Below are 25,386 nucleotides of genomic sequence, written 5' to 3'. Positions count from 1 at the left end.
TGACCGAAGGGATGCTCATGCGCGCCACCCCCGATTTCGACTTCGCGCTCGGCGAAACCGCCGACATGATCCGCGAGACCACCGCCCGCTTCGCCGAGGATCAGATCGCCCCGCTCGCCGCCAGGGCCGACGCCGAGGACTGGTTCCCGCGCGCCGAACTGTGGCCCGCGATGGGCGCGCTTGGTCTGCATGGCATCACGGTCGAAGAGGAATGGGGCGGGCTTGGGCTTGGCTATCTCGAGCATGTCATCGCGGTCGAGGAGGTGTCGCGGGCTTCGGGTGCGATCGGCCTCAGCTATGGTGCCCACTCGAACCTCTGCGTCAACCAGATCCGCCGCTGGGGCAATGACGAGCAGAAGGCGAAATATCTCCCCAAGCTGATCAGCGGCGAGCATGTCGGCAGCCTCGCCATGTCCGAAGCCGGGGCGGGCAGCGACGTCGTGTCGATGAAGCTGAAGGCCGAGAAGAAGGGCGACCGCTTCATCCTCAACGGCACGAAGTTCTGGATCACCAACGCGACCTGTGCCGACACGCTCGTCGTCTATGCCAAGACCTCGCCCGAAGCCGGGTCGCGCGGGATTACCGCTTTCCTGATCGAGAAGGACATGCCGGGCTTCGCCATCGGGCAGAAGATCGACAAGGTCGGGATGCGCGGCTCGCCGACCGCCGAGCTCGTCTTCACCGACTGCGAAGTGCCCGAGAGCCAGGTGATGGGACCGGAGAACGGCGGCGTCGGCGTGCTGATGTCGGGGCTCGATTACGAGCGCGTCGTGCTCGCGGGGCTCCAGCTCGGCATCATGCAGGCGTGCCTCGACACCGTCATTCCTTATGTTCGCGAGCGCAAGCAGTTCGGCAAGCCGATCGGGTCGTTCCAGCTCATGCAGGCGAAGATCGCCGATATGTATGTGATGCTCCAGTCGGCGCGCTCCTATGTCTATAACGTCGCCAAGGCGTGCGATGCGGGGCAGACGACGCGCTTCGACGCCGCGGGCTGCATTCTGCTCGCAAGCGAAAATGCGGTGAAGGTCGCGGGCGAGGCGATCCAGGCGCTGGGCGGCGCGGGCTACACCAGGGACTGGCCCGTCGAGCGTTACTGGCGCGACGCCAAGCTGCTCGACATCGGCGCGGGGACTAACGAGATTCGCCGGATGCTGATCGGCCGCGAACTGATCGGCGCCGGCGCGTGATCTGGACCGGGCTGTCGTCCGCCTGCATGGTGGCGGCAGCGCTGGTGCACTCGGCGCTCGGCTACCGGCGCCTGATCGCGCCACTGCTGCGGAGCCGCGAAGGCCCGCTCGCCGACGCGCTCGTCCGCCGCATCGTCCGCTTCGCCTGGCACGCGACATCGGTGCTGATGCTCGTTTCGGCGGCGGCGGTGAGCTGGCCCGGAACGCCGAAGGGGCTGCTGACCGCCATCGGGGCGGCGTGGCTCGCGACGGGACTGTTCAACGCGGCCTATACGAAAGGCCGTCACATCGCCTGGCCGGTGCTGAGCGCGGCAGGGCTTTTCGCGCTGATCGGCGGTTTCTCGTGAATCAGACCCTGCTCGATGCCCTGCAATATTATGGCGCCGCCGCGGCGACGCTTGCGGCGCTGCTCGTCTCGCTCAACCTCGGCGAGCGGTGGAACGGCTGGGCGTTCGTGATCTTCGTGACAAGCAGCCTCGCGCTGATCGCCTGGGGCTTCCTGCAACCCGACAGCGAAGGCATCGGCTGGCAGAATGTCGCGTTGCTCTGCATCAACCTGGTCGGCGTCTACAGTCACCTGATCCGCAAGAGGCCCGCAAAGAAGGAAGGCGGGGCCGATTGATGCCCCGCCCTGCCTTGGCGTTATCCCCACACGCGCACGCGCTTGTCGGGCGCGAGGTAGAGCTTGTCGCCTTCCTTGACGTCGAACGCCTTGTACCAGGCATCGAGGTTGCGGACGGTGAGCGCGCGGTACATGCCCGGCGCATGGCCGTCGGTCGCGATGCGCGCGCGCAGCGCCTCGTCGCGCATCTTGGTCGCCCAGGTCTGCGCATAGGCGATGAAGAAGCGCTGGTCGCCGGTGAAGCCGTCGATCACCGGCGCCGCCTTGCCGCCGAGCGAGGCGTGATAGGCGTCGTAAGCGGCCTGCAAGCCCGCGACGTCGGCGATATTCTCGCCCAGCGTCAGCTTGCCGTTCACCGCGAGGTCGGGGAACGGCTTGTAGGTGTCGAACTGCGCGGCGAGCGCGGCGCCGGCTTCCTCGAACTTCTTGAGATCGGCCGCCGTCCACCAGTTACGCAGCGCCCCGGTGGAATCGAAGGCCGCACCGTTGTTGTCGAAACTGTGGCTGATCTCATGCCCGATGACGGCGCCGATCGCGCCATAATTATAGGCGGGGTCGGCGGCGGCGTTGAAGAAGGGCGGTTGCAGGATCGCGGCGGGGAAGTTCAGCGCGTTCTGCACCGGCAGGTTGACGGCGTTAACCGTCTGCGGCGTCATCCACCATTCGGCCTTGTCCATCGGCTTGCCGATCTTGGCGAGCTGATGCGCATATTCGGCCTTCTCGCCCGCGACTTCGTTGGCATAGGCATTGTCGGTGCTGACGGTGTAGCTGCCGTAATCGCGCCAGGTTTCGGGATAGCCGACGCCGACGACGATCGTCTCGACCTTCTTGATCGCTTCCTTCTTGGTTTCGGGGGCCATCCAGTCGATCGCGTTTACGCGCGTGGCGAACGCCGCCTTGATGCCCTTCACCATATCGCCGACCTCGGCCTTCGCCGATGCCGGGAAATATTTCTCGGCATAGACGCGGCCGACCGCGTCGCCGAGGTCGGTGTTCAGCGCGTCGAGTGCGCGCTTGTCGCGGCTGCGCTGCTCCGGTGTGCCCGAAAGCGTCGTGCCGTAAAAAGCGAAGTGCGCATTATCGAGCGCGGTTGGAAGCACGTCGGTGTGGCTGTTGATCTGGTGAAACGCCAGCCAGTCCTTCCACGTATCGAGCGGCTCCGATGCCACGAGCGCCGACAGGCCGGTGATCGCCCGCGCATGATAGGCACCGAACTTCGCCGCCTTGTCGAGCCCCGCCGCCGCGAAATAAGCGTCCCAGTCGATACCCGGCGCCTTCGTCGCGAAATCGCCCTTCGCCCAGACGCCCGCCGACTTGGCGAAATCCTCGCTGTCCTCGCGGTTCGCGTGCGCCTTCGCGATCTTGACCTCGAGGTCGTAGATGCGCTTCGCCTTCGCCTCGGCATCGCTCTGACCCGCAGCGGTCAGCAGCTTGGCGATATAGGCCTGATACTGCGTGCGGATCGTCGCCATCTTGGGATCGGCCGACAGATAATATTCGCGCTCGGGCAGGCCGAGGCCGCCCTGCAGCACATAGGGGATCACCTCGCCGGGCGTGGCGAGGCCCTGCGTCACGAAGATGCCGAACAGATTTTCGGTGTTGAAATCGGTCGCGTTCAGCGGATCGACGTCGGCGCGGGTCTGCTCGCCCAGCACCTTCGACAGCGAGGCCTTGTCGGTGATCGCCGCGAAGCGCGCGAGATCGGCTTCGACCGGCTTCATCCCCGCGGCGTCGATCGCCTTGGTGTTCATATAGGCGTTGTAGAAGGCGGCGATGCGGCCGTCGTCGGTCTTGGGATCGCCGCCGCTCTTGACGATCGCGTCGACCAGCTCGCGGGTGCGCTTTTCGGTTTCGAGGAAGGCTATGTAGAAGGCGCCAGTCGACGAGCGGTCCGCCGGGATCGCGGTCGTCTTTTGCCAATTGCCGTTGGCATAGGCGTAAAAGTCGTCGCCGGGCTTCACGCTGGTGTCCATCGCGGTCTTGCTGATGCCGAGTTCGGTGCCGACGGTGTAGCTGGCGTCGGCCTTGTCGCCGCCCTTCGAACAGGCGACCGGACCCGCGACGATCGCGGCGGTGGACAGAAGGATGGCGAAGACGGTCTTTTTCATGGGGTCGGCCTTGCTTTTATGGGGGATGCGAAGGGGCATAGGCCTGTGACGATCCGGTTTCAATGCCAACCATTTTCGGCCTGCGGTCCTTGTGGGTCGACGAGCGGCGGGGTATCCCGCCGGACTTCAGCGGGAGAGTGAAAGACGTGAGCGCGCCTGTCTTGGGAACGATGATCGATGCGGAAAGCGACGCGTATCGCGCCAATGCCGCGCACAATCGCGGCCTGCGCGACGAACTCCATGCGCGGGTCGCCGCGGCGGCGCTCGGCGGCAATGAAAAATCGCGCGAGCGGCACACGAGCCGCGGCAAGCTGCTGCCGCGCGAGCGGGTCGAGCGGTTGCTCGATCCGGGCTCGCCCTTCCTCGAGATCGGGCAGCTCGCAGCGGGCGATATGTATGAAGGCGAGGTGCCGGGCGCCGGGATGATCGCCGGCATCGGCCGCGTGTCGGGGCGGCAGGCGATGATCGTCTGCAACGACGCGACGGTGAAGGGCGGCACCTATTATCCGATGACGGTGAAGAAGCATCTTCGCGCACAGGAGATCGCCGAGGCGAACCGCTTGCCCTGCCTCTATCTCGTCGACAGCGGCGGCGCCAATCTGCCGCATCAGGATCAGGTCTTTCCCGACCGCGACCATTTCGGGCGCATCTTCTTCAACCAGGCGAATATGTCGGCGAAGCGCATCCCGCAGATCGCCTGCGTGATGGGAAGCTGCACCGCGGGCGGGGCTTATGTGCCCGCGATGAGCGACGAGACGGTGATCGTGCGCAATCAGGGCACGATCTTCCTCGCCGGCCCGCCGCTGGTGAAAGCCGCGACGGGCGAGGAGATCAGCGCCGAGGATCTGGGCGGCGGCGATCTCCATGCGAAGAAATCGGGCGTCGTCGATCACCTCGCCGAGAATGACGAACATGCGCTAACGATCGTGCGCGATATCGTCTCGACCTTCGGGGCCGAGCAAGGCTTCGAGGTGGCGATGAAAGACCCGCGCCCGCCCAAATATGCCGCCGAGGAGCTCTACGGCATCATCCCGCAGGACGTGCGTGCGCCTTACGATGTCCATGAAGTCATCGCGCGCATCGTCGACGGCAGCGAGTTCCACGAGTTCAAGGCGAACTACGGCAGCACGCTCGTCTGCGGCTTCGCGCATATCTGGGGCATTCCGGTCGCGATCCTCGCAAACAATGGCGTCCTGTTCAGCGAGAGCGCGGTCAAGGGCGCACATTTCATCGAACTGGCGCAGCAGCGGCGCATTCCTCTGCTCTTCCTCCAGAATATCAGCGGCTTCATGGTCGGCGGCAAATATGAGGCCGAGGGCATCGCCAAGCATGGCGCGAAGCTGGTCACCGCAGTCGCGACCGCGACGGTGCCGAAGATCACCGTACTGATCGGCGGCAGCTTCGGCGCGGGCAACTACGGCATGTGCGGGCGGGCCTATTCGCCGCGTTTCCTCTTCACCTGGCCCAATGCGCGGATCAGCGTGATGGGCGGCGAGCAGGCGGCATCGGTGCTAGCAACCGTCCACCGCGACGCCGACAAATGGACGCCCGAAGAGGCCGAAGCCTTCAAGGCGCCGATCCGCCAGAAATATGAAGACGAAGGCAATCCCTATCACGCCACCGCGCGGCTATGGGACGATGGCATCATCGACCCCGCGCAGACGCGCGACGTGCTGGGGCTGGCCTTTGCGGCAACGCTGAACGCTCCGGTCGAGGACCGCGGGTTCGGCGTGTTCAGGATGTGATGATGCGCGGTGGCAGTCTAGCGATCCTCCCCGGCACGGGGAGGGGGACCATCCGCAGGATGGTGGAGGGGCACCCTCGATGATCACCGGCCCCCGCGACACGCTGAAACGCGCCCGCAAATTGCGGAGCGAAATGAGCCTGCCCGAACGGATGCTCTGGCGGGTATTGCGGGAGCGGCCGGATGGCTTCAAGTTTCGGCGTCAACACCCGGCAGGTATCTATATTCTGGATTTCTATTGTCCGGCGGTGCGGCTGGCGATCGAGGTCGATGGGCGAACGCATGACGGTGAGCGCGCCGCGCGACAGGATGCGGTCCGATCGAATTTCCTGAAATCGCAGCATGTCGCAACGCTGCGTGTGCCGGCGACGGCGATCATGACCAATTTGGAGGCCGCGATGGTGCGGATAACGGACGTGTGCAAGGAACGGGCGATGAAGATCAGCGAACGGCAAGGCAAACCGCCTGTGCCCCTCCACCATCCTGCAGATGGTCCCCCTCCCCGTGCCGGGGAGGATCGACTGTGATCGCCTCGCTTCTCATCGCCAATCGCGGCGAGATCGCATGTCGCATCATCCGCACCGCGCGCGAAATGGGCATCAGGACCGTCGCGGTCTATTCGGACGCCGACGCGAAGGCGCTGCAAGTGCGCGAGGCCGACGAGGCTGTGCATATCGGGCCGTCGCCGGCGCGCGAATCCTATCTGGTGGGCGAGAAGATCATCGCCGCCGCGAAGGCGACCGGGGCCGAAGCGATCCATCCGGGTTATGGCTTCCTCTCCGAAAATGCCGGGTTCGCGCAGGCCGTGACCGATGCCGGGCTCGTGTGGGTCGGTCCGAAGCCTTCGTCGATCACCGCGATGGGGCTCAAGGACGCGGCCAAGACGCTGATGGCCGATGCCGGGGTGCCGGTGACGCCGGGCTATATGGGTGAAAATCAGGACCCCGCTTTCCTTGCCGAACAGGCCGCCGAGATCGGCTATCCCGTGCTGATCAAGGCGGTCGCGGGCGGCGGCGGCAAGGGGATGCGCAAGGTCGATGCCGCGGCCGATTTCGCCGACGCGCTCGCCTCGTGCCAGCGCGAAGCGGCGGCGTCTTTCGGCAACGACCATGTGCTGATCGAGAAATATATCCTGACCCCGCGCCATATCGAGGTGCAGGTGTTCGGCGACACGCACGGCAATGTCGTTCACCTGTTCGAGCGCGACTGCTCGCTCCAGCGGCGGCACCAAAAGGTGATCGAGGAAGCCCCTGCCCCCGGCATGGACGAAGCGACCCGCGCCGACCTCTGCGCCGCCGCGGTGCGCGCCGCGAAGGCAGTCGACTATGTCGGCGCGGGGACGATCGAGTTCATCGCCGACGCCAGCGAAGGCCTGCGCGCCGACCGCATCTGGTTCATGGAAATGAACACGCGATTGCAAGTCGAGCATCCGGTGACCGAGGAAATCACCGGCGTCGATCTGGTCGAATGGCAGCTTCGCGTCGCGAGCGGCGAACCGATCCCGCTGACGCAGGATCAACTCGCGATCAATGGCTGGGCGATGGAGGCGCGCCTCTATGCCGAAGATCCGGCGAAGGGTTTCCTGCCGTCGATTGGCACGCTCGAACTCTTCCAGCTTCCCGAGCAACTCGGCCGCATCGACACCGGCGTCTATGAGGGCGCCGAGGTTGCGCCTTTCTATGACCCGATGATCGCCAAGGTGATTGCCTATGGCGAGGATCGCGAGGAAGCGCGCGAAATGCTGTCGGAGATGCTGGAGGATAGCGCGATCTGGCCGGTGAAGACCAATTCGGCCTTCCTGATTGCCGCGCTCGATCATCCCGATTTCGTGGCGGGTACGGTCGATACGGGGCTTATCGGCCGCGACGGCGACCGCATGGCCGCCGAGCCGGCGCCATCGAGCCAAGCGCTGACCAACGCTGCGATGGCGATGGTGCCGCGCTCGCTCCAATCGGGCTTTCGCCTCAACGCCCCCGATGTGCGCAGCGCGCCCTTCCTGCTCGACGGCAAACGCGTGGACGTGACGCTCCACGGCCCCGGCGCCGACGAGCCCGCGCCATCGATGCTGATCGCCGAAGCGGGCTCGGTCTGGCAATTGTCGCCATGGCGCGCCCAGGGCGGCGCGACCGGCAGCGCCGGCGACGGCGCGATCCTGTCGCCGATGCCGGGCAAGATCATCGCCGTCGATGTCGCCGCGGGCGACGCGGTGACCAAGGGCCAGAAGCTGCTGACCCTCGAGGCGATGAAGATGGAACATAGCCTGACCGCGCCGTTCGATGGCGTCGTCGCGGAACTCAACGCCGTCGCGGGCGCGCAGGTGCAGGTCGAGGCGCTGCTCGCGAAGATCGAGGCGGCCGAATGAGCGGCCTGATCCTCCGCGACGCGACGAAGGCCGACCTTCCCGCGATCCTCGCGATGCTCGCCGAGGATGTGATTCCGCCGGGCCGCGAGGCCGACCCATCGGACCCGCGTTACCTCGCCGCGTTCGAGGCGATCGACGCCGACCCGAACCAGCGGCTGATCGCGGCCGAACTCGACGGCCGCATCGTCGGGACGATGCAACTGAGCTTCTTGCCGGGGCTTTCCTTTATCGGAAGCTGGCGCGGACTGATCGAGGCGGTGCGCATCGTCGCCGACCTCCGCGGACAGAGGCTGGGCGAGCAGATGATCCTGTGGGCGGTGGACCAGTGCCGCGCGCGCGCCTGCAAGCTCGTCCAGCTTACATCGTCGGCAACGCGCACCGCGGCACACCGCTTTTACGCCCGGCTCGGCTTCGTACAGAGCCATGTCGGCATGAAACTGCATTTGAGGGACTGAGGATGGCTGGCAAGTTTTTCGACGAATGGCGGATCGGCGACACGTTGACGCACGACATCCGCCGCACCGTGACCGAGACCGACAATCTGCTGTTCACGACGATGACGCATAACCCGCAGCCGCTGCATCTCGACATCGAGGCGGCGAAGGCGTCGGAGTTCGGGCAGATTCTCGTCAACGGCACCTTCACCTTCAGCCTGATGGTCGGGCTGTCGGTCGGCGACACGACGCTCGGCACGCTCGTCGCCAACCTCGGCTACGACAAGCTCGTGATGCCGAAGCCGGTGTTCCTCGGCGACACGCTGCGCGCGACGAGCGAGGTGATCGGCCTCAAGGAATCGAAATCGCGGCCGAATGCGGGTATCGTCACCTTCCTGCACCGCTGCATCAACCAACGCGACGAGGTCGTCTGCCAGTGCGAACGATCGGCGCTGATCAAGAAGAAGGACGCCTGATGCGCCTCCGCTCCCTGCTCTTCGTCCCCGGCGACCGCCCCGAACGCTTCGCCAAGGCGGCCGCGTCGGGCGCCGATGCGATCATCCTCGACCTTGAGGATTCGGTTTCGCTCGCGAACAAGGAAAGCGCGCGCGCGGCGATCGCCGACTATCTGGCGGGGGAGCGCGAGGTGATCACGCTCGTGCGCGTCAATCCGCTCGACGGGCATATGACCGCGGCCGATGTTGCGGCCATCGCCGCCGCGCGGCCCGACGCGATCATGCTCCCCAAGGCCGAGGGCGCGCCGAGCATCCAGCAGCTCGACACGATCCTGCGCAGCGAATCCGCGCGCGATGCCTCGCTGCCGCCGATCCTGCCGATCGCGACCGAAACACCCGCGGCGGTCTTCACGCTCGGCAGCTATCGCGAGGCGAAGGAGCGGCTCGTCGGGCTGACCTGGGGTGCCGAGGACCTGCCCGCGGCGATCGGTGCGACCACCAGCCGGAACGAGGACGGCAGCTACACCTCGCCCTATGAGGTCGCGCGCGCGCTAACGCTGTTCGCGGCGCATGGCGCGGGAGTCGCGGCGATCGATACCGTCTTTCCGGCGATCAAGGACGAGGTGGGACTCGCTGCCTATGCCGCGCGGGCGCGGCGCGACGGCTTTACCGGCATGATGGCGATTCACCCATCGCAGGTTGCGCCGATCAACGCCGCCTTCACGCCCTCGGCCGACGAAGTCGCGCGCGCGCAGGCGATCGTCGATGCTTTCGCGGCCAATCCGGGGGTCGGCGTGCTGCAGGTCGACGGCAAGATGGTCGATGCGCCGCACCTCAAGCAGGCGCAGCATATATTGTCGCTGGCCGATTGATCAGGCGCTGCAAGCGGGGCCGCGCAGCCATTTCTGCGTTTCGTGGGTGCGAAAGCGCACCATGCCCTGACTGGTCTGCATGGTGACGACATTGTCGAACTCCATGCTGGTACGCGTATAAGTGCCGCGGATCGTGATCTGGAGATTGCCCTTCGGATCCCCCGCTATCTTGCAGTTGAGATAGCCGCTCACGCGGCCGCCGTTCATCTTGAACGACCCGATCGTGCATTGCGATTCATGTCGGGGGTCGAACAGTTCGACATCGGGCTTTGCAGCGACTTTCTCGCTTATGCAGTCCTCGGGATCGGGGTCGGTTTCAACCATGTCCTTGATCTGTTTCTGATATTCGGGCGGAAGCTCGGGGAACAATATCTGCACCATCTCGCGCTTGCCGGTCCAGATGCCCGGCTCGATCGGATTGGCGGCGACCTCGCCCGCCGGCACGGCATCCAATCCGCGAGAATGCCACCATAAGCCCCCCGCCAGCGCCGCGACGAGCACCGCCCCCGCAAGCCCCAGCCACAAGGTCCGGCGGCGCGGTGCGGTAGAGTGAGTCGCTGCGGTGGGCGCGAACGCGCTTGGCGTCGGCTTACCCGATATTGCTGCGACGATACGGTCGACCGCCTGCTCCTCACCCGCGAACCAGTCGATCCACTGATAATCCTTGAGCCAATAGGCGAGCCCCTGCGCCGGGACATCCTCCAGCCGCACCGGAAGAATCGTCTTGTTGCCGTCTTCACCCAGCATCAATTCGCGCTTCACATGGCGCGACTGGTCGGACTGGGCGCAAAAGAGCAGGACGATCGCATCGGACCGCGCGATCTGATCCAGGATCGCCTGATCGAAAGCAGTGCCCGCTGCAATATCGTCGGGCGCGAGCCAGCCGTCGATCCCGCGCGCCGCCAACAGCGTCTTGAGACGCCGCGCGATGGCGACCTGCGAACTGTGATGGCTGATGAAGGCGGAAGGCCGCTTCGGATCGACAGGCATGGCAGCGGCCTCCGGCATCGCAGAACATCATATGAGCGAATGCAGCGCCCGCAAGTGATTATGCGCACAGCCTAAATCACGACCGACGCAGTCTCCGTCGCATCCAGTCGCGGCCGCGGTGCCAGCTCTTCTTCAGCCCACGCTCGGCGATGCCTTCGAACATCGCATCGGGGCTCGTGGGGTCAAGCAGTTCGTTATCGGCGATGAATTCGTCGAGCGGCCCCGGCGGGACGAGGTCGAGCATTTCGAGCGAGCGGCCGTCGCCGCGCAGCGCCTCGATCGTTTCGATCAGCGATCCCGTGGCGTCGAAACGGCGCGCGACCTCTTCGGGGTCGACGTCCAGATGCTCGGCAATCAAGGATTCGCGCAGGCGCCGGATGACGGGCTCGACGCCGTGATTCGCGGGCAGCGCGGTGTCGATCGTCACGTCGCACTCGCTGTCGAGCCCCATCGAGCGGTTGTTCATGTTCGCCGACCCGACGCGCAGCATCCGGTCGTCGACGATCGCGGTCTTGGCGTGGACATAGATGGGCTCGCCGTCCTGCGTGCGCGGATAATAGACTTTCAGCCGGTCGCCATGCTTCGCCTTCGCGACCGCGCGGACGAGCTGCACGCGCGCCGCGTCCATCGCCATCTGTTCGAGCCAGCCGTCGGCGGTCTTGGGCATCACCATCACGAATTCGGGCGGATCATCCTCGTCCAGCCGTTCAGCAATGGCGGCGGCGATCTTGCCGCAGGTGAAATATTGATTCTCGAAATAGACGAAGCGCTTCGCGGCGGCGATCATGTCGAGATAGAGGCGCTCGATCTCGCGGATTTCGGGATGGCCGTCATATTCGGCGCGGGTGCGCGAAATGGCGACGTCGACGTCCTCGAAGTCCGGATCGAGATCGTCCGGCCAATTCTCGCCCTTGCCGTTCAATTCACGCAGCGGCTTTTTCGTCGCGCGCTGCCAGCGTTCGTTGCCGAGGTCGGCGAGCGCGTTGCCGACCGGCCCCGCAAGGACCATCGTGCTGTCGTGCCATGGCATATAGGGCTTGCCGTCGGGCGCGGTGCGATGCGGGTCGCCGTCCTCGTGCTCGCGCGTGTCCCAGCGGCGCGCGCCGACGTCGATGCCGCCGCAGACCGCCAGATGATCGTCGAACACCGCGACCTTCTGATGGTGACTGCACCCGACCGGGTGCGCGCTGTCGAGGCGAAAACTGATCGAGCGCGTCAGCTTCCAGCGCAGCACCATCGAGACGATGCGCGGCATCGCGAACTGTTTGAGCCCGCCGAAATTCCAGCGCAGGATGTCGATGTCGCGATCGGGGCAAATCTTCGCGAGGCGGAGCAGATAGACGCCGAGCGGTTCGCCCTTCCCTTGGCTGTCGGGCTTCAGCGCGATGCGCGGATCGAAATCCCAGCCGATGAGCAGAATACGTTCCCTGGCATCGGCCATCAGCCGTTCGAGTAGCGCATAATAATCGGCGGCATCGACGATCATCCGCACCTTGTCGGCGCGCTCGATCCGCCAGCAGTTGCGGCCCTCGACGACGATCGGTGCGAGATCATTCCCCATCGCCGCCAGCACGCATCATGGCGGCGATGGTTGCAAGCGCTTTTCGTCAGGCGGCGAAGAATTGCTCCGGGGTCAGCGCCATCATCGCCTCGCTGCCCGCCTCGATCTTGCGGCGCAGCGCGCCGGCATCGGGGATGAAGCGTTCGCCGAAGTGGCGCGCGGTGACGATCTTCGCCGCGAGGAAATCCTTGTTACCGCGCCCTTCGTCGAGCGCCTTCTGCGCGGCTTCCGCCATGCGGAGCCACATCAGGCCGAGCGCGACGATGCCGGTGATGTGCATATAATGATGCGCGCCCGCGCCGACATTGTTCGGGTTGGCCATGCCGTTCGCCATGAACCACATCGTCGCGGCCTTAAGCTCGCCGTTCGCCTTTTCGAGGCGTCCCGCGAAATCGGCGAAAGCGGGCTTGTCCTTCGCGGCGGCGCATTCGGCGTCGACGATCGCGAAGAGAGCCTGGATCGCGCGGCCGCCGTTCTGCGCCAGCTTGCGCCCGACGAGGTCCATCGCCTGCACCCCGTTCGCGCCTTCGTAGATCATGGTGATACGGGCATCGCGGACATATTGGCTCATGCCCTGTTCCTCGATGTAGCCGTGACCGCCGAACACCTGCTGCGCGTTCACCGCGACCTCGAACCCCTTGTCGGTGCCATAGCCCTTGATGACGGGGGTGAGCAGGCTGACGAGGTCGTCGGCCTGCTGGCGCTCCTCCTCGCTTTCGGCGGCATGGGCGAGATCGACCTGCAGCGCGCCCCACAGGCAGAGCGCGCGCAGCCCCTCGACCACCGCCTTGCCGTCCATCAGCATCCGGCGCACGTCGGGATGGACGAACAGCGGGTCGGCCTTTTCCTGCGGGTCGGCGGGGCCGGTGAGCGCGCGGCCCTGACGGCGGTCCTGCGCATATTGCACCGCGTTCTGGAAGGCGATGTCGGCTTGTCCCAGCCCCTGGATGCCGACGCCGAGGCGCGCGGCGTTCATCATCACGAACATCGCGGCGAGGCCCTTATTCTCCTCGCCGACCATCCAGCCTTTCGCGCCGTCGTAATTCATCACGCAGGTCGCGTTGGCGTGGATGCCCATCTTGTGCTCGATCGAGCCGCACGACAGCGAGTTGCGCTCGCCGAGCGACCCGTCTTCGTTCACGAGGAACTTTGGCACGATGAACAGCGAGATGCCCTTGACGCTGTCGGGCGCGTCGGGGGTCTTCGCGAGGACGAGGTGGATGATGTTGTCGGTCAGGTCGTGCTCGCCCGACGAGATGAAGATCTTGGTGCCGGTGATCGCGTGGCTGCCGTCGCCGTTCGGCACCGCGCGGGTGCGGATCAGGCCGAGATCGGTGCCACAGTGCGGCTCGGTCAGGTTCATCGTCCCGCCCCATTCGCCCGAGATCATCCGCGGCGCATAGGTCGCCTTCTGCTCATCCGACCCCTTGACGAGGATCGCGGCGACCGCGGCCTGCGTCAGCCCCGGATACATGGCGAAGGCCTGGTTCGCGGCCATGCGATATTCCTCGACCGGAAAGCCGACGACGTGCGGCAAGCCCTGCCCGCCGAATTCCTCGGGCTGGGTCAGCAGCGTCCAGCCGGCCTCGCAATAGGCCTTATACGCCTCTTTGAACCCGTCGGGCGTCGTCACCGATCCGTCGTCGTGGCGGGTGCAGCCCTGCTGGTCGCCCGAATAGTTGATCGGGAACAGCACTTCCTCGCAGAATTTGGCCGCTTCGGTCAGCACCGCCTCGACCATGTCGGGCGACGCGTTGGCGAAGCCCGGCAGGGCCGCATAGCGATCGATGCCGAGCACATCGTTGAGCAGGAACAGCGTATCTTGAACGGGGGCGCGGTAAACGGGCATGACTCGTCTTTCTGAAAATCACGGGTTAGCAAATATCTCGCCCGGGGAGGCCAGGAGCCGAAGCTCAGCGCACTTTTCGGCCTGCCTCGACCTTTTTGACCGTATCGATGAACCGTGTCAGTTCGTCGACGGCACTATCAATGTCGTCGCGCTGGCGCTGCAACAGCGCAATCCGCTGCTCGCACTTTTCGATCGTCACCTGGCGCTGGGTCTTGCGCCCGTCGCCGACGTCGTAGAGGTCGATCATCTCGCGAATGTCGGCCAGGCTGAAACCGGTGCGCTTCGCGCGCAATATCCAGGCGAGCCGCGCGCGGTCGCGCTTCGAATAGATGCGCGACAAACCGCGGCGCGACGGGCTGATCAGCCCTTCGTCCTCGTAAAAGCGCAGCGCGCGCGCGGTGACACCGAATTCGGTCGACAGATCGGTGATGCTGAACTGGTCGCGACCGAGGTGATCGGGCGTATCGATATGGGCGTGGCCGTATTCTTCGGTCATGCGGTGAGGATAGTTTCCGTTGACGTGAACGTCAAGGCTGGCCGAGCGACGGAGCACCGGCGCCATCAATCACCACAAAGCCCGATGATATTGCCGCGCCCGTCGCTGATACGCAAGCGTTTCGCATCCTCTTCGGACCAACTCGCGCGCGGCAGATCGAGCCCGGCGAGCGACGCGCGCGCGGGGCACAGGCTGTCGCATTGCGACGTCAGTTTTCCGGGCAAGCGAAGCTCGTCCTCTTCCTCGCGCACCAGCATGTCGCAACCCTCGACCCCGGCAAAACGCATGCGCCAACCGCCACTTTCGTTCGTCATCGTTCCGCGCGCGGTGCAGCGCAGGCCCGGGCCGAAGGCCGCCGTGACCGCGAAGCGCCAGCGCCCCGCTCCATCGGGCACCGCGCACATCGCGTCGCGCCCCAACTCATGGCTCCGCTCGAACACGCCGGTGGGTGTCGCCGTGTCGGGCCGAACGACCCCGCGCTCGCGCGCTGCGATCTCGAGCGGATTACCCACGTCGATTTCGCCGCCCGCGCGATCGGGTGCCCCCCGGTCGCAGCCGGCAAGCAACAGCGGCAGGATCAGCCAGAGAGCGCGGCGATCAGGCATCGTCGTCGAGGAACGTCAGCGATCCATCGCTCTCGACCCGGCGATAGAAGCACGAGCGGCGCCCGGTGTGGCACGCTGGTCCCGCCGGCCGGACGCGCAGCAGCAGCGCATCCTGGTCGCAATCGACGCGCATTTCGACCAGTGTCAGTTCATTGCCCGACGTCTCACCCTTGCGCCACAGCGAGCGGCGCGAGCGCGACCAGAAATGCGCCGCGCCGGTCTGCTGCGTCAGTCGGATCGCATCGGCGTTCATATGCGCCACCATCAGCAGCGTGCCGGTCTCCGCATCGGTGACGATCGCGGTGACGAGGCCCGCGGCGTCGAAGCGCGGCAGGAAGCGGTCGGTTTCGTCGGCATCATGCTCCATGCGCAGCGCTTTAGAGCAGGACCGGGCCCGCTGTCACCCCACCGGCGGCGGCGCTCGATGACAATAGTGTGAAGTTGGGGGGCGACATTTGGAACAACCGCTCCTATATGCGCGGCAGTCACCGCCCCCTGCCCCTGGATCGACATGCTGACGACGCATCCTTTCGATGACGACAAGCTCCGCGAGGAGTGCGGCGTCTTTGGTATCCATGGCGCCGAAAGCGCCGCCGCCGTGGTCGCGCTGGGGCTGCACGCCCTCCAGCACCGCGGGCAGGAAGCCGCCGGGATCACCGCCTTCGACGGCAAGGAATTCCACACCCACCGGGCGATGGGGCATGTCGCGGGCAATTTCGACCGCGACGACATCATGCGCCAGCTTGGCGGTAATTCGTCGATCGGCCATGTCCGCTATTCGACGACGGGCGAAACCGCGCTGCGCAACGTCCAGCCCTTGTTCGCCGACCTCGCGACCGGCGGCTTCGCGGTCGCGCACAACGGCAACATCTCGAACGCGACGGCGCTCCGCAAGATTCTCGTCCGCCGCGGCTCGATCTTCCAGTCGACCAGCGATACCGAGGTGATCATCCACCTCGTCGCGACGTCCAACTACCGCACCCTGCTCGACCGCTTCATCGACGCGCTGAAACAGGTCGAGGGCGCCTATTCGCTGATCTGCCTGACCGCCGAGGGCATGATCGGATGCCGCGACCCGCTCGGCATCCGCCCGCTCGTTCTCGGCAAGCTGGGCGACGCCTATATCCTCGCGTCGGAGACGGTGGCGCTAGACGTCGTCGGGGCCGAATTCGTCCGCTCGGTCGAGCCCGGCGAACTGGTGATCATCCGCGACGGCGAACTGACGTCGCACCACCCCTTCGCCGAACGCGCGGCGCGGCCGTGCATCTTCGAATATGTCTATTTCTCGCGCCCCGATTCGATCGTCGACGGGACGAGCGTTTATTCGGTGCGCAAGGCGATCGGCGCCGAACTGGCGCGCGAAAATCCGGTCGATGCCGACCTCGTCATTCCGGTCCCCGATTCGGGCACCCCCGCGGCGATCGGCTATGCGCAGGAATCGGGCATTCCCTTCGAGCTCGGCATCATCCGCTCGCACTATGTCGGGCGCACCTTCATCCAGCCCGGCGACAAGGTGCGCCACCTCGGCGTCAAGCTGAAGCACAACGCCAACCGCGCGTTGATCGCCGGCAAGCGCATCGTGCTGATCGACGATTCGATCGTGCGCGGCACGACCAGCCTCAAGATCGTGCAGATGATGCGCGATGCCGGCGCGGCCGAGGTCCACATGCGGATCGCTAGCCCGCCGACCCAGCATAGCTGCTTTTACGGCGTCGACACGCCCGAGCGCGCGAAGCTGCTCGCCGCGCAGATGACGGTCGGGCAGATGGCGAATTTCATCAACGCCGACAGCCTGTCCTTCCTGACCATCGACGGTCTCTATCGCGCGCTCGGCGAAGCGAAGCGCGCCGACGACGCTCCGCAATATTGCGACGCCTGCTTCACCGGCGACTATCCGACGACGCTGACCGATTTCGACGAAAACAGCATCGACGATCAGTTTTCGTTGCTTGCCGAGCGGGTTGTCTGACGACATGACCATAAAATCTGAAGAATTGGCGGGCCAGGTCGCGCTCGTCACCGGGGCGAGCCGCGGTATCGGCGAAGCGATCGCGGAATCGCTCGCGGCGCGCGGCGCGCATGTCGTGATCACCGCGCGCACCGCGGGCGGGCTCGAGGACCTCGAGGACCGCATCCACAACGCCGGCGGCAGCGCGACGATCGCGCCGCTCGACCTGACCGACGGCGACAGCATCGCCCGCCTCGCGAGTGCGATGGCCGAGCGTTGGAAAAAGCTCGACATGCTGGTCCTGAACGCCGCGATGCTCGGCACGCTGACCCCGGTCGCGGCGATCGACGGCAAGGAATTCAACCGCCTGCTGACGCTGAACCTGATCGCGCAGCAAGCGCTGATCGCCAATTTCGACCCGCTACTTCGCCGTGCGACAAGCGGCCGCCTGCTCGCGCTGTCGAGCGGCGTCGCACGCAATCCGCGCGCCTATTGGGGCGCCTATGCCGCGTCGAAGGCCGCGCTCGAAGCGCTGGTGACCAGCTATGGCGCGGAAATGCGCAATATCTCGGGCGTCCGCACCGCGATCCTCGATCCCGGCGGCACCCGCACCCAGATGCGCGCGCGCGCCTATCCCGGTGAGGATCCGCACAGCATCAAGGACCCGGCGGCGGTCGGCGAATTCGTCGCTGCGATGATGGTCGAGGGTTTCGACAGCACCGCTTTTCACGCGCTGCCCAAAGTGATGCTGGACGCTTAACCCGTTCTTTGCAACTCTGTGCCAAATGCGGGCATAATCCGGCATTGGGTAAAGGCATTCGGGAATGAAAAACAGCATCCTGCGATCGGCGATCGCCGCTTTGGTCGGCATCCTCGTCGCCTTCGCCCTGCTCTGGCTGGCGCAATATGCGGGCAGCGAGATCGCCCCCGCCGAATATGACGTCGATACGGGCGAAATCCTGATCCCGCTGGGCTCGACGATCGCGCTGATCGTCGGCTGGTTCGTCGGCACCTTCGGCGGCGCGTGGCTCGCTATGCGGGTTTCGGGCGGCAACGGTCCGGGCTGGGTCGTCGCCGGCGCGGTGATCGGCGCGGCGCTCTACAGCGCCGCCGATTTTTCGGATAGCTGGTGGATCATGGCGCTGGGCTTGCTCGTTCCGCTGGCTGCGGCGTGGATAGCACAGCGCGCGGCGGGTGCGGCGGCATAACCGTCGCCCCCGCGAAGGCGGGGACCGCTGACAGCCTCGCGCCATGCCGATAGCGGCCCCCGCCTTCGCGGGGGCGACGGTTTTTTATTTCGCCTCCCGATCCACCGCCGCCTGCACCGCCTTGTAAAAGGCCTCGCGCGCCTTGCCAACGCCTTCGGGGTCGGTGGCGGTCGGCCAATTGCCGTTCGAGGCGATCACCAGCTTGCGCTTCGGGTCGATGAAGATGCCCTGACCGAAAATGCCCTGCGCGGCGAAGCTGCCGTCGTCGTTCGTCCACCATTGATAGCCATAGCCGCGCCCCGGCAAGTCGATGTCGGCCTGCTTGGTGGTGGCTGCGGGCAGCCAGTCGTCGGGCAGCACTTTCTGCCCGCCCGCGACGCCGCCGTTCAGGATGAATTCGCCGAGCCGCGCATAATCGCGCAGGCTCGCCGAGATGCAGCAGCCGCTGATCTCATGCCCCGTCGGCCCGAGCATCCACACCGCATCCTGCTCCATGCCGAACGGCTTCCACACCTTCTCCGACAGATAGTCGGACAGGGTCTTGCCGGTCGCGCTCGACACCAGCACGCCGATCAAATTGGTCTCGCCGGTCTTGTAGACCCATTTCGACCCCGCGGGCGCCTCGCGCGGCAGCGTCTTCATATAGCTGACGGTGATATCCTCGCCCGCGACCGGCTTTTGCAGGTTGAACTGTGCGACGTCGGATTTGGGATCGGTATAATCCTCGTTCCATTTGACGCCTGAGGCCATCGTCAAAAGCTGTCGCACGCTGACGTCGTCATAGGCCGATCCGCGCAGACCGGGGATATAGACGGTCACCTTGTCGTCGAGGCTTTTGATATAGCCGTCCTTCACCGCCGCGCCGACGAGCGTCGAGGTGAAGCTCTTGGCGACCGAAAAGCTGGTCCAGCGGCCCGCCGCGCCATAGCCGAGCGCATATTTTTCGAGCCGGATCTTGCCGTCCTGGACGATGATCAGTCCCGCGTTGCGTTGCTGCGCCATATGCGCGTCGACATCGAGGCCGAGGTCGATCGGCTTGCCCTGGGGCAGCGGATAGACGGGGCCGCCCGCCTTGATCGTGTGGACGACCACCTTGGGGACCGTCTCCATCGTGCGGAAAGCGGCGTCACGCTGGTCCTGGCTCCAAAACAGCACGTTCAAATCCTCCGGCAGTTTCTGGGAAATGGTGTCGGCGGTCTGCGCCGTCGCGGGGGCGGTCAGCGCCGCCGTCGCCGTGCCCAACAGCACAGCCACCCAAAATCTTCGCATCATCCTCTCCCCTGTTTTCAGGCTGTTTTTTCCAAAGTGACCTGCGCGACGTCGATACCGCCGCCGCGAAAACCGCCTTCGCAATATTGCAGATAATAGCGCCAGAGCCGCACGAAACGCTCGTCGAAACCCGCGGGTAGCCGCCCGTCGGCAGCGGCGGCGTCGAAGCGCTCGCGCCACTGGCGCAGCGTCTCGGCATAGTCGGCGCCGAAGCGGCGGACGTCGCGCCACGCAAGACCCCGCTCCTCGGCGAGCGCGCGAAAACGGCTTTCGGACATCAGGCAGCCGCCCGGAAAAATATAGGCCTGGATGAAATCGGTGCTCGCCGCATAGCGTTCGAACAGCGCGTCGCTGATCAGGATATATTGGATCGCGGCGCGCCCGCCGGGACGCAGCAACCGCGCGATCGCATCCATATAGGCGGGCCAATAGGCCTGTCCCACCGCCTCGACCATCTCGACGCTGGCAATCGCGTCATAGGGGCCTGCGGCATCGCGATAGTCGCAAAGCTCGATTGCCGAACGGCCCGACAGATCGACGGCGTTCAGCCGCCGGTCCGCGACCTCTGCCTGCGCGGGAGACAGGGTGATACCGGTATAGATCACGTCGTGACGTTCGACCGCACGCTCGGCGAGCGCCCCCCAGCCGCAGCCGATCTCCAGCAACCGACTACCCGATCGAAGGTCGAGACGGTCCAGAATCGCATCGACCTTTGCCGCCTGCGCATCTTCGAGCGACTGGCCCGGATCGGCGAAAAGCGCGCTGGAATAGCTCATCCCCTTGTCGAGCCACAGCCGGTAGAAATCATTGCCGAGGTCGTAATGCGCATGGATGTTGCGGCGAGCGCCCGCGCGGCTGTTGCGGTTCAGGAAATGCGCCGCCCGCGCCATCCAGCGCCACGGCCCGCGCGACCGCCCCGCATTGCCGAGCGCCTCGCCATTGCGCATGAACAGGTCGAACAGCGGCACCGGGTCGGGCGAATCCCATTCCCCCAAGTCCCACGCGCGATACCAGCCGACCGACCCCGACAAAGCGAGCCGCACCAGCGCGGTCCAGCTTTTGAGATAGACGACCGCGGTCGGCCCCTTGCCACGCCCGCCGAGAATACGCACGCTGCCGTCGGGCAAATAGCCCTCGAGCGTTCCGTGCGCGAGCCCGGCGTCGATCCGGTCGAGTTGACGATGAAAAAAGCGCGCCGGCGCCAGCGCCATCAGCCGCGCCAGCGCCCCCCCCGAGCCGAACGCCCGGTCGGCGCGAAGCAGCTCCTTGCCGCGGCGGGGACTGACATGCGTGTTCATTATCGCCTTCCTGCCGCAAAAGCGGCATCCTGACAATCGGCCGCGCGCGCCGTCATGGCGTCACACGGCGAAGGGGAGCGAAACGCGCGGCGATCGGCGTTTCCGAACGAGGAACGCGCATAGCCTTTTGAGGGTTGCGCGGCGGTCATTCAGGATGGCTGGCGGTGTCGGGCGCCGTCACGCGAACCATGAATCGGTCGCGTGCGAAAGGCTGCCCATAGCGCTGATCGTGCAGAACAATTGCATCGCCGTGGCGCTCGGCGATCGGCATCCGCGCCCAGAACAGAAAAGCGCGCGCCGCCGGGTCGGCCTTCACCCAGGTCGCAAGGCGCGGATCGTCCATCCCCGTCGGCTTGCCGATAATGTCGAGCGTGCCCCCGACGCCGGGCACGAAGGTGCCGCTGCCGTAGCGATCGCCGGCGCGCCAGAAGATGTCGCGTTTCCAGAAGGCCAGCGGAGGCGGACTGGCGACGGCGAGTATGTCGGTCTTTCCGGTCGCGCGCAGCGCTTCGGTGGTCGTTCGCTCCGCAACATTCGTGATCAGGCCGTTCGCGGCAATGTAGGCGCACACCACCGCGAAGCCGATCCAGGCGGGACGCCGCCAACCGGCCTCGCCACGCCGCTCGCTCCCTAACGACAGCCAGACCGACAGGCCTAGCGCGAGCCATATCCAGAGGTCGATGATGAACAGCGTGTCACCGTAGAACCAGCGATGACTGAAAGGTTCGAGCAGCCGGATGCCGTAATTGTTGAACCAGTCGAACGCCGGATGGCTGAGGCAGCCGATATAACAGAGCGCGAGGAGCCATCCCCTATCGATCGGCGGGCGATTCGCCGGACGCGTTCCGCGCCGCGTCTGCCAGCGATTGATCGCGATCAGCAGCGCCCATAGCAGCAGCGGCAGCACGAGCAGCGCAATGGGCCCATGCGTGATCCCGCGCCGCATCGCGAGCGATTCGATGCCATAGACGGTGCAACCCGCATCGATGTCGGGCAGGTTAGCGGCCAGAATCAACGCCGGCATCGCTAGACCGGTCTTCCGCTTGAGCCCCATCTGGCCGAGAATGGCACCGACGAGACTGTGTGTCAGATTGTCCATGACTGCTTATAGAGCCGGTCCGGGCCGGCTTCGCAGGAGATCAAAGATCCGGCCCGCTTTCTGTCACCGTCCAGGTCTGCCCTTTCTTCAGCAGGTTTTGCAGGTCCGCCGTCTTGCCTTCGCTCGCGGCCTTGTTCTGGCGCCAGACGTCGGCCTCGAAGGTCGGGCGCGGGTCGTCGTAGAGGACGCCGAGCGCCATCGGGAATTCGCCGAAACGCATCTCGACGAGCATATGCGCCACGCTGCGGTTGGTGACGTCGTGGACGATCACCCCCGCCGCCTGCCAGTCGCCATCGACGACATCGATGACTTTCAGCGTCAATGCCTCACTGTCGAGCGCGATGCCCTTCGTGCCCTTGGCGAACAGCATCGGCTCGCCTTGCTTCAGCCAGAGCTGGCGGTCCTCGGCGCCCTTGGGCGCAGCGAAATCCTCGAACACGTCTTTATTGTAGACGATACAGTTCTGGAAAATCTCGATAAAAGCCGCGCCCTTGTGCGCGTGCGCGGCCTTCAGCACGTTCGGCAGTTCCTTCGAGACGTCGAACCCGCGTGCGACGAAGCGCGCGCCGGCACCGAGCGCGAAGGCCGCGGGCTGCGCGGGACGGTCGACCGAACCGTATGGGGTCGAGGGGCTGGTCGTGCCAACGCGGCTGGTCGGCGAATATTGCCCCTTGGTCAGGCCGTAAATCTCATTGTTGAACAGCATGATCTGGCAGTCGAGATTGCGGCGGATCAGGTGCATCGTGTGGTTGCCGCCGATCGACAGCCCGTCGCCGTCGCCGGTGACGATCCACACGTCGAGTTCGGGATTGGCGAGCTTCAACCCCGTCGCGAACGCCGGCGCGCGGCCGTGGATCGTATGGAAACCATAGCTTTCCATATAATAGGGAAAGCGCGACGAGCAGCCGATCCCGCTGATGAACACCGTATTTTCGGGCACCGCGCCGATGTCGGGCAAGGTGCGCTGCACCGCCTTCAATATCGCATAGTCGCCGCAACCGGGGCACCAGCGGACCTCCTGATCGGTCTCCCAATCCTTGAGCGTCGTCGTCCGCGCGATGGTGGTCATTTCGTTCATGCTAATATTCCTCACAAGGTTTCCCGATCACCGTTGAAAGCTCTTCAAAAATCGAGTTTCCATTGCAATCCGCTCGCGCGAAGGCTGTTAACCGAATGTCTCCGTCTAGTTCCGACACCCATTCAACTTTATCGCCGATATCAAAGTATTGGCCATCTTCTTCACAGCCAAAAGTCTCTCCGCCCGAACGAGGGAATCGCTCTCTAAGATGCTTTGCAAATGCGTCCCACGGCACATTTTGCATCTGATGCATATGCTCCGTGGCAAACTGCTTCACGAGCGATCTCACAGTGCTGTCGTCCATCGTGATCCGCGGTTATCCTAATGCCTCATCAATAGCCGCTTCGATTTCGGCGATGGTGAAGGGCTGGCCCGACACCTTGTTTACAGGCCGGGCGTCGACCAGATACTGGTCGCGGAGCACGGTCTTGAGCTGCCCCGTGTTCATCTCGGGCACGATCACCTTGTCATAGCTTTTGAGCAGCGCGCCCAGGTTCGCGGGCAGCGGCCAGATGTGGCGGATGTGGATGTGACTGACGTCCACACCCTCGGCGCGCTTGCGGCGCACCGCCTGGTGGATCGGGCCAAAGGTCGAGCCCCAGCCGACGACCGCCAGCTTGCCGCCCTCGGCGCCGAGTTCGACGATCTGGTCGGCGACCTTGATCCCGTCGATCTTCGCCTTGCGCAGGTCGGTCATCGCCTGATGATTGGCGGGGGCGTAATTGAGGTGGCCGGTATCGACCTCCTTCTCGATCCCGCCGATGCGGTGCAGCAGGTTCGGCGTGCCCGGCTTGACCCACGGCCGCGCGAGCTTTTCGTCGCGGCTATAGGGTTTGAAGCCGCCTTCGGGGACTTCGGTCAGAAATTCGACCGGGAAGGCTTCGTAGGCCGTGAGGCCAGGGACCGCCCAGGGCTCGGCGGCGTTGGCGATATAGCCGTCGGTCAGCAGCATCACCGGGGTCATATATTGCACCGCGATCCGGCACGCCTCGATCGCGCATTCGAAGGCGTCGCCGGGCGAGCGCGCCGCGATCACCGGCATCGGCGCGTCGCCGTTGCGGCCGTACACGGCCTGATAGAGGTCCGACTGCTCGGTCTTGGTGGGCAGGCCGGTCGAAGGCCCGCCGCGCTGCGAATTGACGATGACGAGCGGCAGCTCGGTCATGATCGCGAGCCCCATCGCCTCGCCTTTGAGGGCGATGCCGGGCCCGGACGAGGAGGTCACGCCGAGCGAGCCGCCATAGCTCGCGCCGATCGCCGAGCAGATGGCGGCGATCTCGTCCTCGGCCTGAAAGGTCGTAACGTCATATTCCTTGAGCCGCGACAGATGATGCAGGATCGCCGACGCGGGGGTGATCGGATAGCCGCCGAAGAACATCGGCAGCTTTGCAAGCTGCGCCCCCGCGACAAGGCCGAGCGCGATGCCCTCGGCCCCGGTCAGCGTGCGATAGAGGCCCGGCGCGACCGGCGCAGGATCGACATGATGCTGCTTGAGCGGTCCCGCGAGTTCCGCGGTCTCGCCATAAGCGTGCCCCGCGTTGAGCGCCGCGACGTTCGCCGCGGCAAGGTTCGGATCCTTCGCGAATTTCGCCTCGAGCCAGGCGATCAACGGCTGGCGGTCGCGGTCGAACATCCAGAGCGCGAGCCCCAGCGTCCACATATTCTTGCAGCGCAGCGCTTCCTTGTTGCCCAGCCCGAATGGCTTCACTGCGTCCATCGTGAGCTGGCTGATGTTGAGCTTGAGGAGCTGCCACTTCGCGAGACTGCCGTCGTCGAGTGGATTCGACTCATATTTGGCCTTGGCGAGATTGCGGTCGTTGAACTCGCCCTCGTCGGCGATGATCAGGCCGCCCAGCTTCAGATTGCCGACATTGGTCTTGAGCGCCGCCGGGTTCATCGCGACGAGCACGTCGGGCGCGTCGCCCGCGGTGTCGATCGACGAGGAGCCGAAATTGATCTGAAAGGCCGAAACGCCGAACAATGTCCCCTGCGGCGCCCGGATTTCTGCCGGAAAATCGGGGAAGGTCGCGAAATCATTGCCCGCCAGGGCCGACGACAGCGTGAACTGACCGCCGGTCAGTTGCATCCCGTCGCCGCTATCGCCTGCAAATCGTACCACCACTGCGTCGGAAAGAGGGGACTGCCGCTGGTCGGCTCCGTCCGCTACCGCTGTCGCCATTTTCTGTATCTGCCTTTGAATC

Annotated in this window: 25 protein-coding genes; 12 read left to right on the top strand and 13 right to left on the bottom strand. The window is 65.2% G+C overall.

Going from position 1 to position 25,386, the window contains the following annotated elements; all coding sequences use genetic code 11:
* Positions 1 to 17: 17 nt before the first annotated feature.
* Genes NP825_RS07505 through NP825_RS07495 form a run of 3 tightly spaced genes read left to right on the top strand, consistent with a single transcriptional unit; the run spans position 18 to position 1,809 of the window.
* Complete coding sequence (locus tag NP825_RS07505) at positions 18 to 1,187, top strand: isovaleryl-CoA dehydrogenase (RefSeq protein WP_257550006.1); 1,170 nt, start codon at positions 18 to 20, stop codon at positions 1,185 to 1,187.
* The gene (locus NP825_RS07500; RefSeq protein WP_257550004.1) at positions 1,184 to 1,534 is read left to right on the top strand and encodes a hypothetical protein; all 351 of its coding nucleotides are present in this window, start codon (positions 1,184 to 1,186) and stop codon (positions 1,532 to 1,534) included. The genes NP825_RS07505 and NP825_RS07500 overlap by 4 nt, the downstream gene beginning before the upstream one ends.
* Complete coding sequence (locus NP825_RS07495; protein WP_257550002.1) at positions 1,531 to 1,809, top strand: hypothetical protein; 279 nt, start codon at positions 1,531 to 1,533, stop codon at positions 1,807 to 1,809. Before NP825_RS07500 ends, NP825_RS07495 begins: the two co-directional genes overlap by 4 nt.
* A 20-nt stretch (positions 1,810 to 1,829) precedes the next feature.
* On the opposite strand, the gene NP825_RS07490 is transcribed toward NP825_RS07495, so the two are convergent.
* Positions 1,830 to 3,917, bottom strand: coding sequence for a M13 family metallopeptidase (locus tag NP825_RS07490; RefSeq protein ID WP_257549999.1), 2,088 nt, complete (start codon positions 3,915 to 3,917; stop codon positions 1,830 to 1,832).
* Between the two features lie 146 nt (positions 3,918 to 4,063).
* On the opposite strand from NP825_RS07490, the gene NP825_RS07485 reads away from it, so the two are divergent.
* The 6 genes from NP825_RS07485 (at position 4,064) to NP825_RS07460 (ending at position 9,784) form a co-directional block, all read left to right on the top strand.
* A complete protein-coding gene (locus NP825_RS07485) occupies positions 4,064 to 5,662 on the top strand; it encodes a carboxyl transferase domain-containing protein (RefSeq protein WP_257549997.1) in 1,599 nt (532 codons plus the stop codon).
* Between the two features lie 79 nt (positions 5,663 to 5,741).
* Positions 5,742 to 6,188 carry an endonuclease domain-containing protein gene (locus tag NP825_RS07480; RefSeq protein ID WP_257549995.1) on the top strand — a complete coding sequence of 149 codons (447 nt, stop codon included), beginning with the start codon at positions 5,742 to 5,744 and terminating at the stop codon, positions 6,186 to 6,188.
* On the top strand, positions 6,185 to 8,023 hold the full coding sequence (locus NP825_RS07475; RefSeq protein ID WP_257549993.1) for an acetyl/propionyl/methylcrotonyl-CoA carboxylase subunit alpha: 1,839 nt from the start codon (positions 6,185 to 6,187) through the stop codon (positions 8,021 to 8,023). Before NP825_RS07480 ends, NP825_RS07475 begins: the two co-directional genes overlap by 4 nt.
* Complete coding sequence (locus NP825_RS07470; protein ID WP_257549991.1) at positions 8,020 to 8,478, top strand: GNAT family N-acetyltransferase; 459 nt, start codon at positions 8,020 to 8,022, stop codon at positions 8,476 to 8,478. Before NP825_RS07475 ends, NP825_RS07470 begins: the two co-directional genes overlap by 4 nt.
* 2 nt (positions 8,479 to 8,480) lie before the next feature.
* Entirely contained in the window at positions 8,481 to 8,933 is a 453-nt protein-coding gene (locus NP825_RS07465) for a MaoC family dehydratase (RefSeq protein ID WP_257549988.1), read from the top strand.
* Positions 8,933 to 9,784, top strand: a complete 852-nt coding sequence (locus tag NP825_RS07460) for a CoA ester lyase (protein ID WP_257549986.1) — start codon at positions 8,933 to 8,935, stop codon at positions 9,782 to 9,784. The genes NP825_RS07465 and NP825_RS07460 overlap by 1 nt, the downstream gene beginning before the upstream one ends.
* Here the strand turns inward: NP825_RS07460 and NP825_RS07455 are convergent, their stop codons facing one another.
* The 6 genes from NP825_RS07455 to hisI all read right to left on the bottom strand — a co-directional run bounded on the left by NP825_RS07455 (position 9,785) and on the right by hisI (position 15,652).
* A complete protein-coding gene (locus tag NP825_RS07455; protein WP_257549983.1) occupies positions 9,785 to 10,792 on the bottom strand; it encodes a TIR domain-containing protein in 1,008 nt (335 codons plus the stop codon).
* A 58-nt stretch (positions 10,793 to 10,850) separates the two neighbouring features.
* Positions 10,851 to 12,335 (bottom strand): phospholipase D-like domain-containing protein, encoded by a 1,485-nt coding sequence (locus tag NP825_RS07450; protein ID WP_257549981.1) that lies wholly within the window; start codon positions 12,333 to 12,335, stop codon positions 10,851 to 10,853.
* 46 nt (positions 12,336 to 12,381) lie between these two features.
* A complete protein-coding gene (locus NP825_RS07445; RefSeq protein ID WP_257549979.1) occupies positions 12,382 to 14,184 on the bottom strand; it encodes an acyl-CoA dehydrogenase C-terminal domain-containing protein in 1,803 nt (600 codons plus the stop codon).
* Between the two features lie 64 nt (positions 14,185 to 14,248).
* Positions 14,249 to 14,680, bottom strand: coding sequence for a MerR family DNA-binding transcriptional regulator (locus tag NP825_RS07440; RefSeq protein WP_257549977.1), 432 nt, complete (start codon positions 14,678 to 14,680; stop codon positions 14,249 to 14,251).
* A 65-nt stretch (positions 14,681 to 14,745) separates the two neighbouring features.
* On the bottom strand, positions 14,746 to 15,285 hold the full coding sequence (locus NP825_RS07435; RefSeq protein WP_257549974.1) for a hypothetical protein: 540 nt from the start codon (positions 15,283 to 15,285) through the stop codon (positions 14,746 to 14,748).
* Positions 15,278 to 15,652, bottom strand: a complete 375-nt coding sequence (gene hisI, locus NP825_RS07430; RefSeq protein ID WP_257549972.1) for a phosphoribosyl-AMP cyclohydrolase — start codon at positions 15,650 to 15,652, stop codon at positions 15,278 to 15,280. The genes NP825_RS07435 and hisI overlap by 8 nt, the downstream gene beginning before the upstream one ends.
* Positions 15,653 to 15,796: 144 nt before the next feature.
* Here hisI and purF point away from each other — a divergent pair, with 144 nt between their 5' ends.
* The 3 genes from purF to NP825_RS07415 all read left to right on the top strand — a co-directional run bounded on the left by purF (position 15,797) and on the right by NP825_RS07415 (position 18,441).
* The gene (gene purF / locus NP825_RS07425) at positions 15,797 to 17,254 is read left to right on the top strand and encodes an amidophosphoribosyltransferase (protein WP_257549970.1); all 1,458 of its coding nucleotides are present in this window, start codon (positions 15,797 to 15,799) and stop codon (positions 17,252 to 17,254) included.
* Positions 17,255 to 17,258: 4 nt separating this feature from the next.
* Positions 17,259 to 17,993, top strand: a complete 735-nt coding sequence (locus NP825_RS07420; protein WP_257549968.1) for an SDR family NAD(P)-dependent oxidoreductase — start codon at positions 17,259 to 17,261, stop codon at positions 17,991 to 17,993.
* Between the two features lie 64 nt (positions 17,994 to 18,057).
* Positions 18,058 to 18,441: a hypothetical protein gene (locus NP825_RS07415; RefSeq protein WP_257549966.1), complete on the top strand. Its 384-nt coding sequence runs from the start codon at positions 18,058 to 18,060 to the stop codon at positions 18,439 to 18,441.
* Between the two features lie 84 nt (positions 18,442 to 18,525).
* Here NP825_RS07415 and NP825_RS07410 read toward each other — a convergent pair whose 3' ends face one another.
* The 6 genes from NP825_RS07410 to NP825_RS07385 all read right to left on the bottom strand — a co-directional run bounded on the left by NP825_RS07410 (position 18,526) and on the right by NP825_RS07385 (position 25,364).
* On the bottom strand, positions 18,526 to 19,710 hold the full coding sequence (locus NP825_RS07410; protein WP_257549964.1) for a serine hydrolase: 1,185 nt from the start codon (positions 19,708 to 19,710) through the stop codon (positions 18,526 to 18,528).
* A gap of 17 nt (positions 19,711 to 19,727) precedes the next feature.
* Positions 19,728 to 21,008 (bottom strand): cyclopropane-fatty-acyl-phospholipid synthase family protein, encoded by a 1,281-nt coding sequence (locus NP825_RS07405; protein WP_257549962.1) that lies wholly within the window; start codon positions 21,006 to 21,008, stop codon positions 19,728 to 19,730.
* Between the two features lie 145 nt (positions 21,009 to 21,153).
* Complete coding sequence (locus tag NP825_RS07400) at positions 21,154 to 22,107, bottom strand: metal-dependent hydrolase (protein WP_257549960.1); 954 nt, start codon at positions 22,105 to 22,107, stop codon at positions 21,154 to 21,156.
* A gap of 40 nt (positions 22,108 to 22,147) precedes the next feature.
* Positions 22,148 to 23,185 carry a 2-oxoacid:ferredoxin oxidoreductase subunit beta gene (locus NP825_RS07395; protein ID WP_257549958.1) on the bottom strand — a complete coding sequence of 346 codons (1,038 nt, stop codon included), beginning with the start codon at positions 23,183 to 23,185 and terminating at the stop codon, positions 22,148 to 22,150.
* A 1-nt stretch (position 23,186) separates the two neighbouring features.
* On the bottom strand, positions 23,187 to 23,489 hold the full coding sequence (locus NP825_RS07390; RefSeq protein WP_257549956.1) for a hypothetical protein: 303 nt from the start codon (positions 23,487 to 23,489) through the stop codon (positions 23,187 to 23,189).
* 12 nt (positions 23,490 to 23,501) lie between these two features.
* Positions 23,502 to 25,364, bottom strand: coding sequence for a 2-oxoacid:acceptor oxidoreductase subunit alpha (locus NP825_RS07385; protein ID WP_257549954.1), 1,863 nt, complete (start codon positions 25,362 to 25,364; stop codon positions 23,502 to 23,504).
* Between the last annotated feature and the right edge of the window lie 22 nt (positions 25,365 to 25,386).

The sequence above is a fragment of the Sphingopyxis sp. DBS4 genome (assembly GCF_024628865.1).
GTDB lineage: Bacteria > Pseudomonadota > Alphaproteobacteria > Sphingomonadales > Sphingomonadaceae > Sphingopyxis.
Note: the sequence above shows the minus strand (reverse complement) of the source record. Positions and strands in the feature narration are given on the sequence as shown.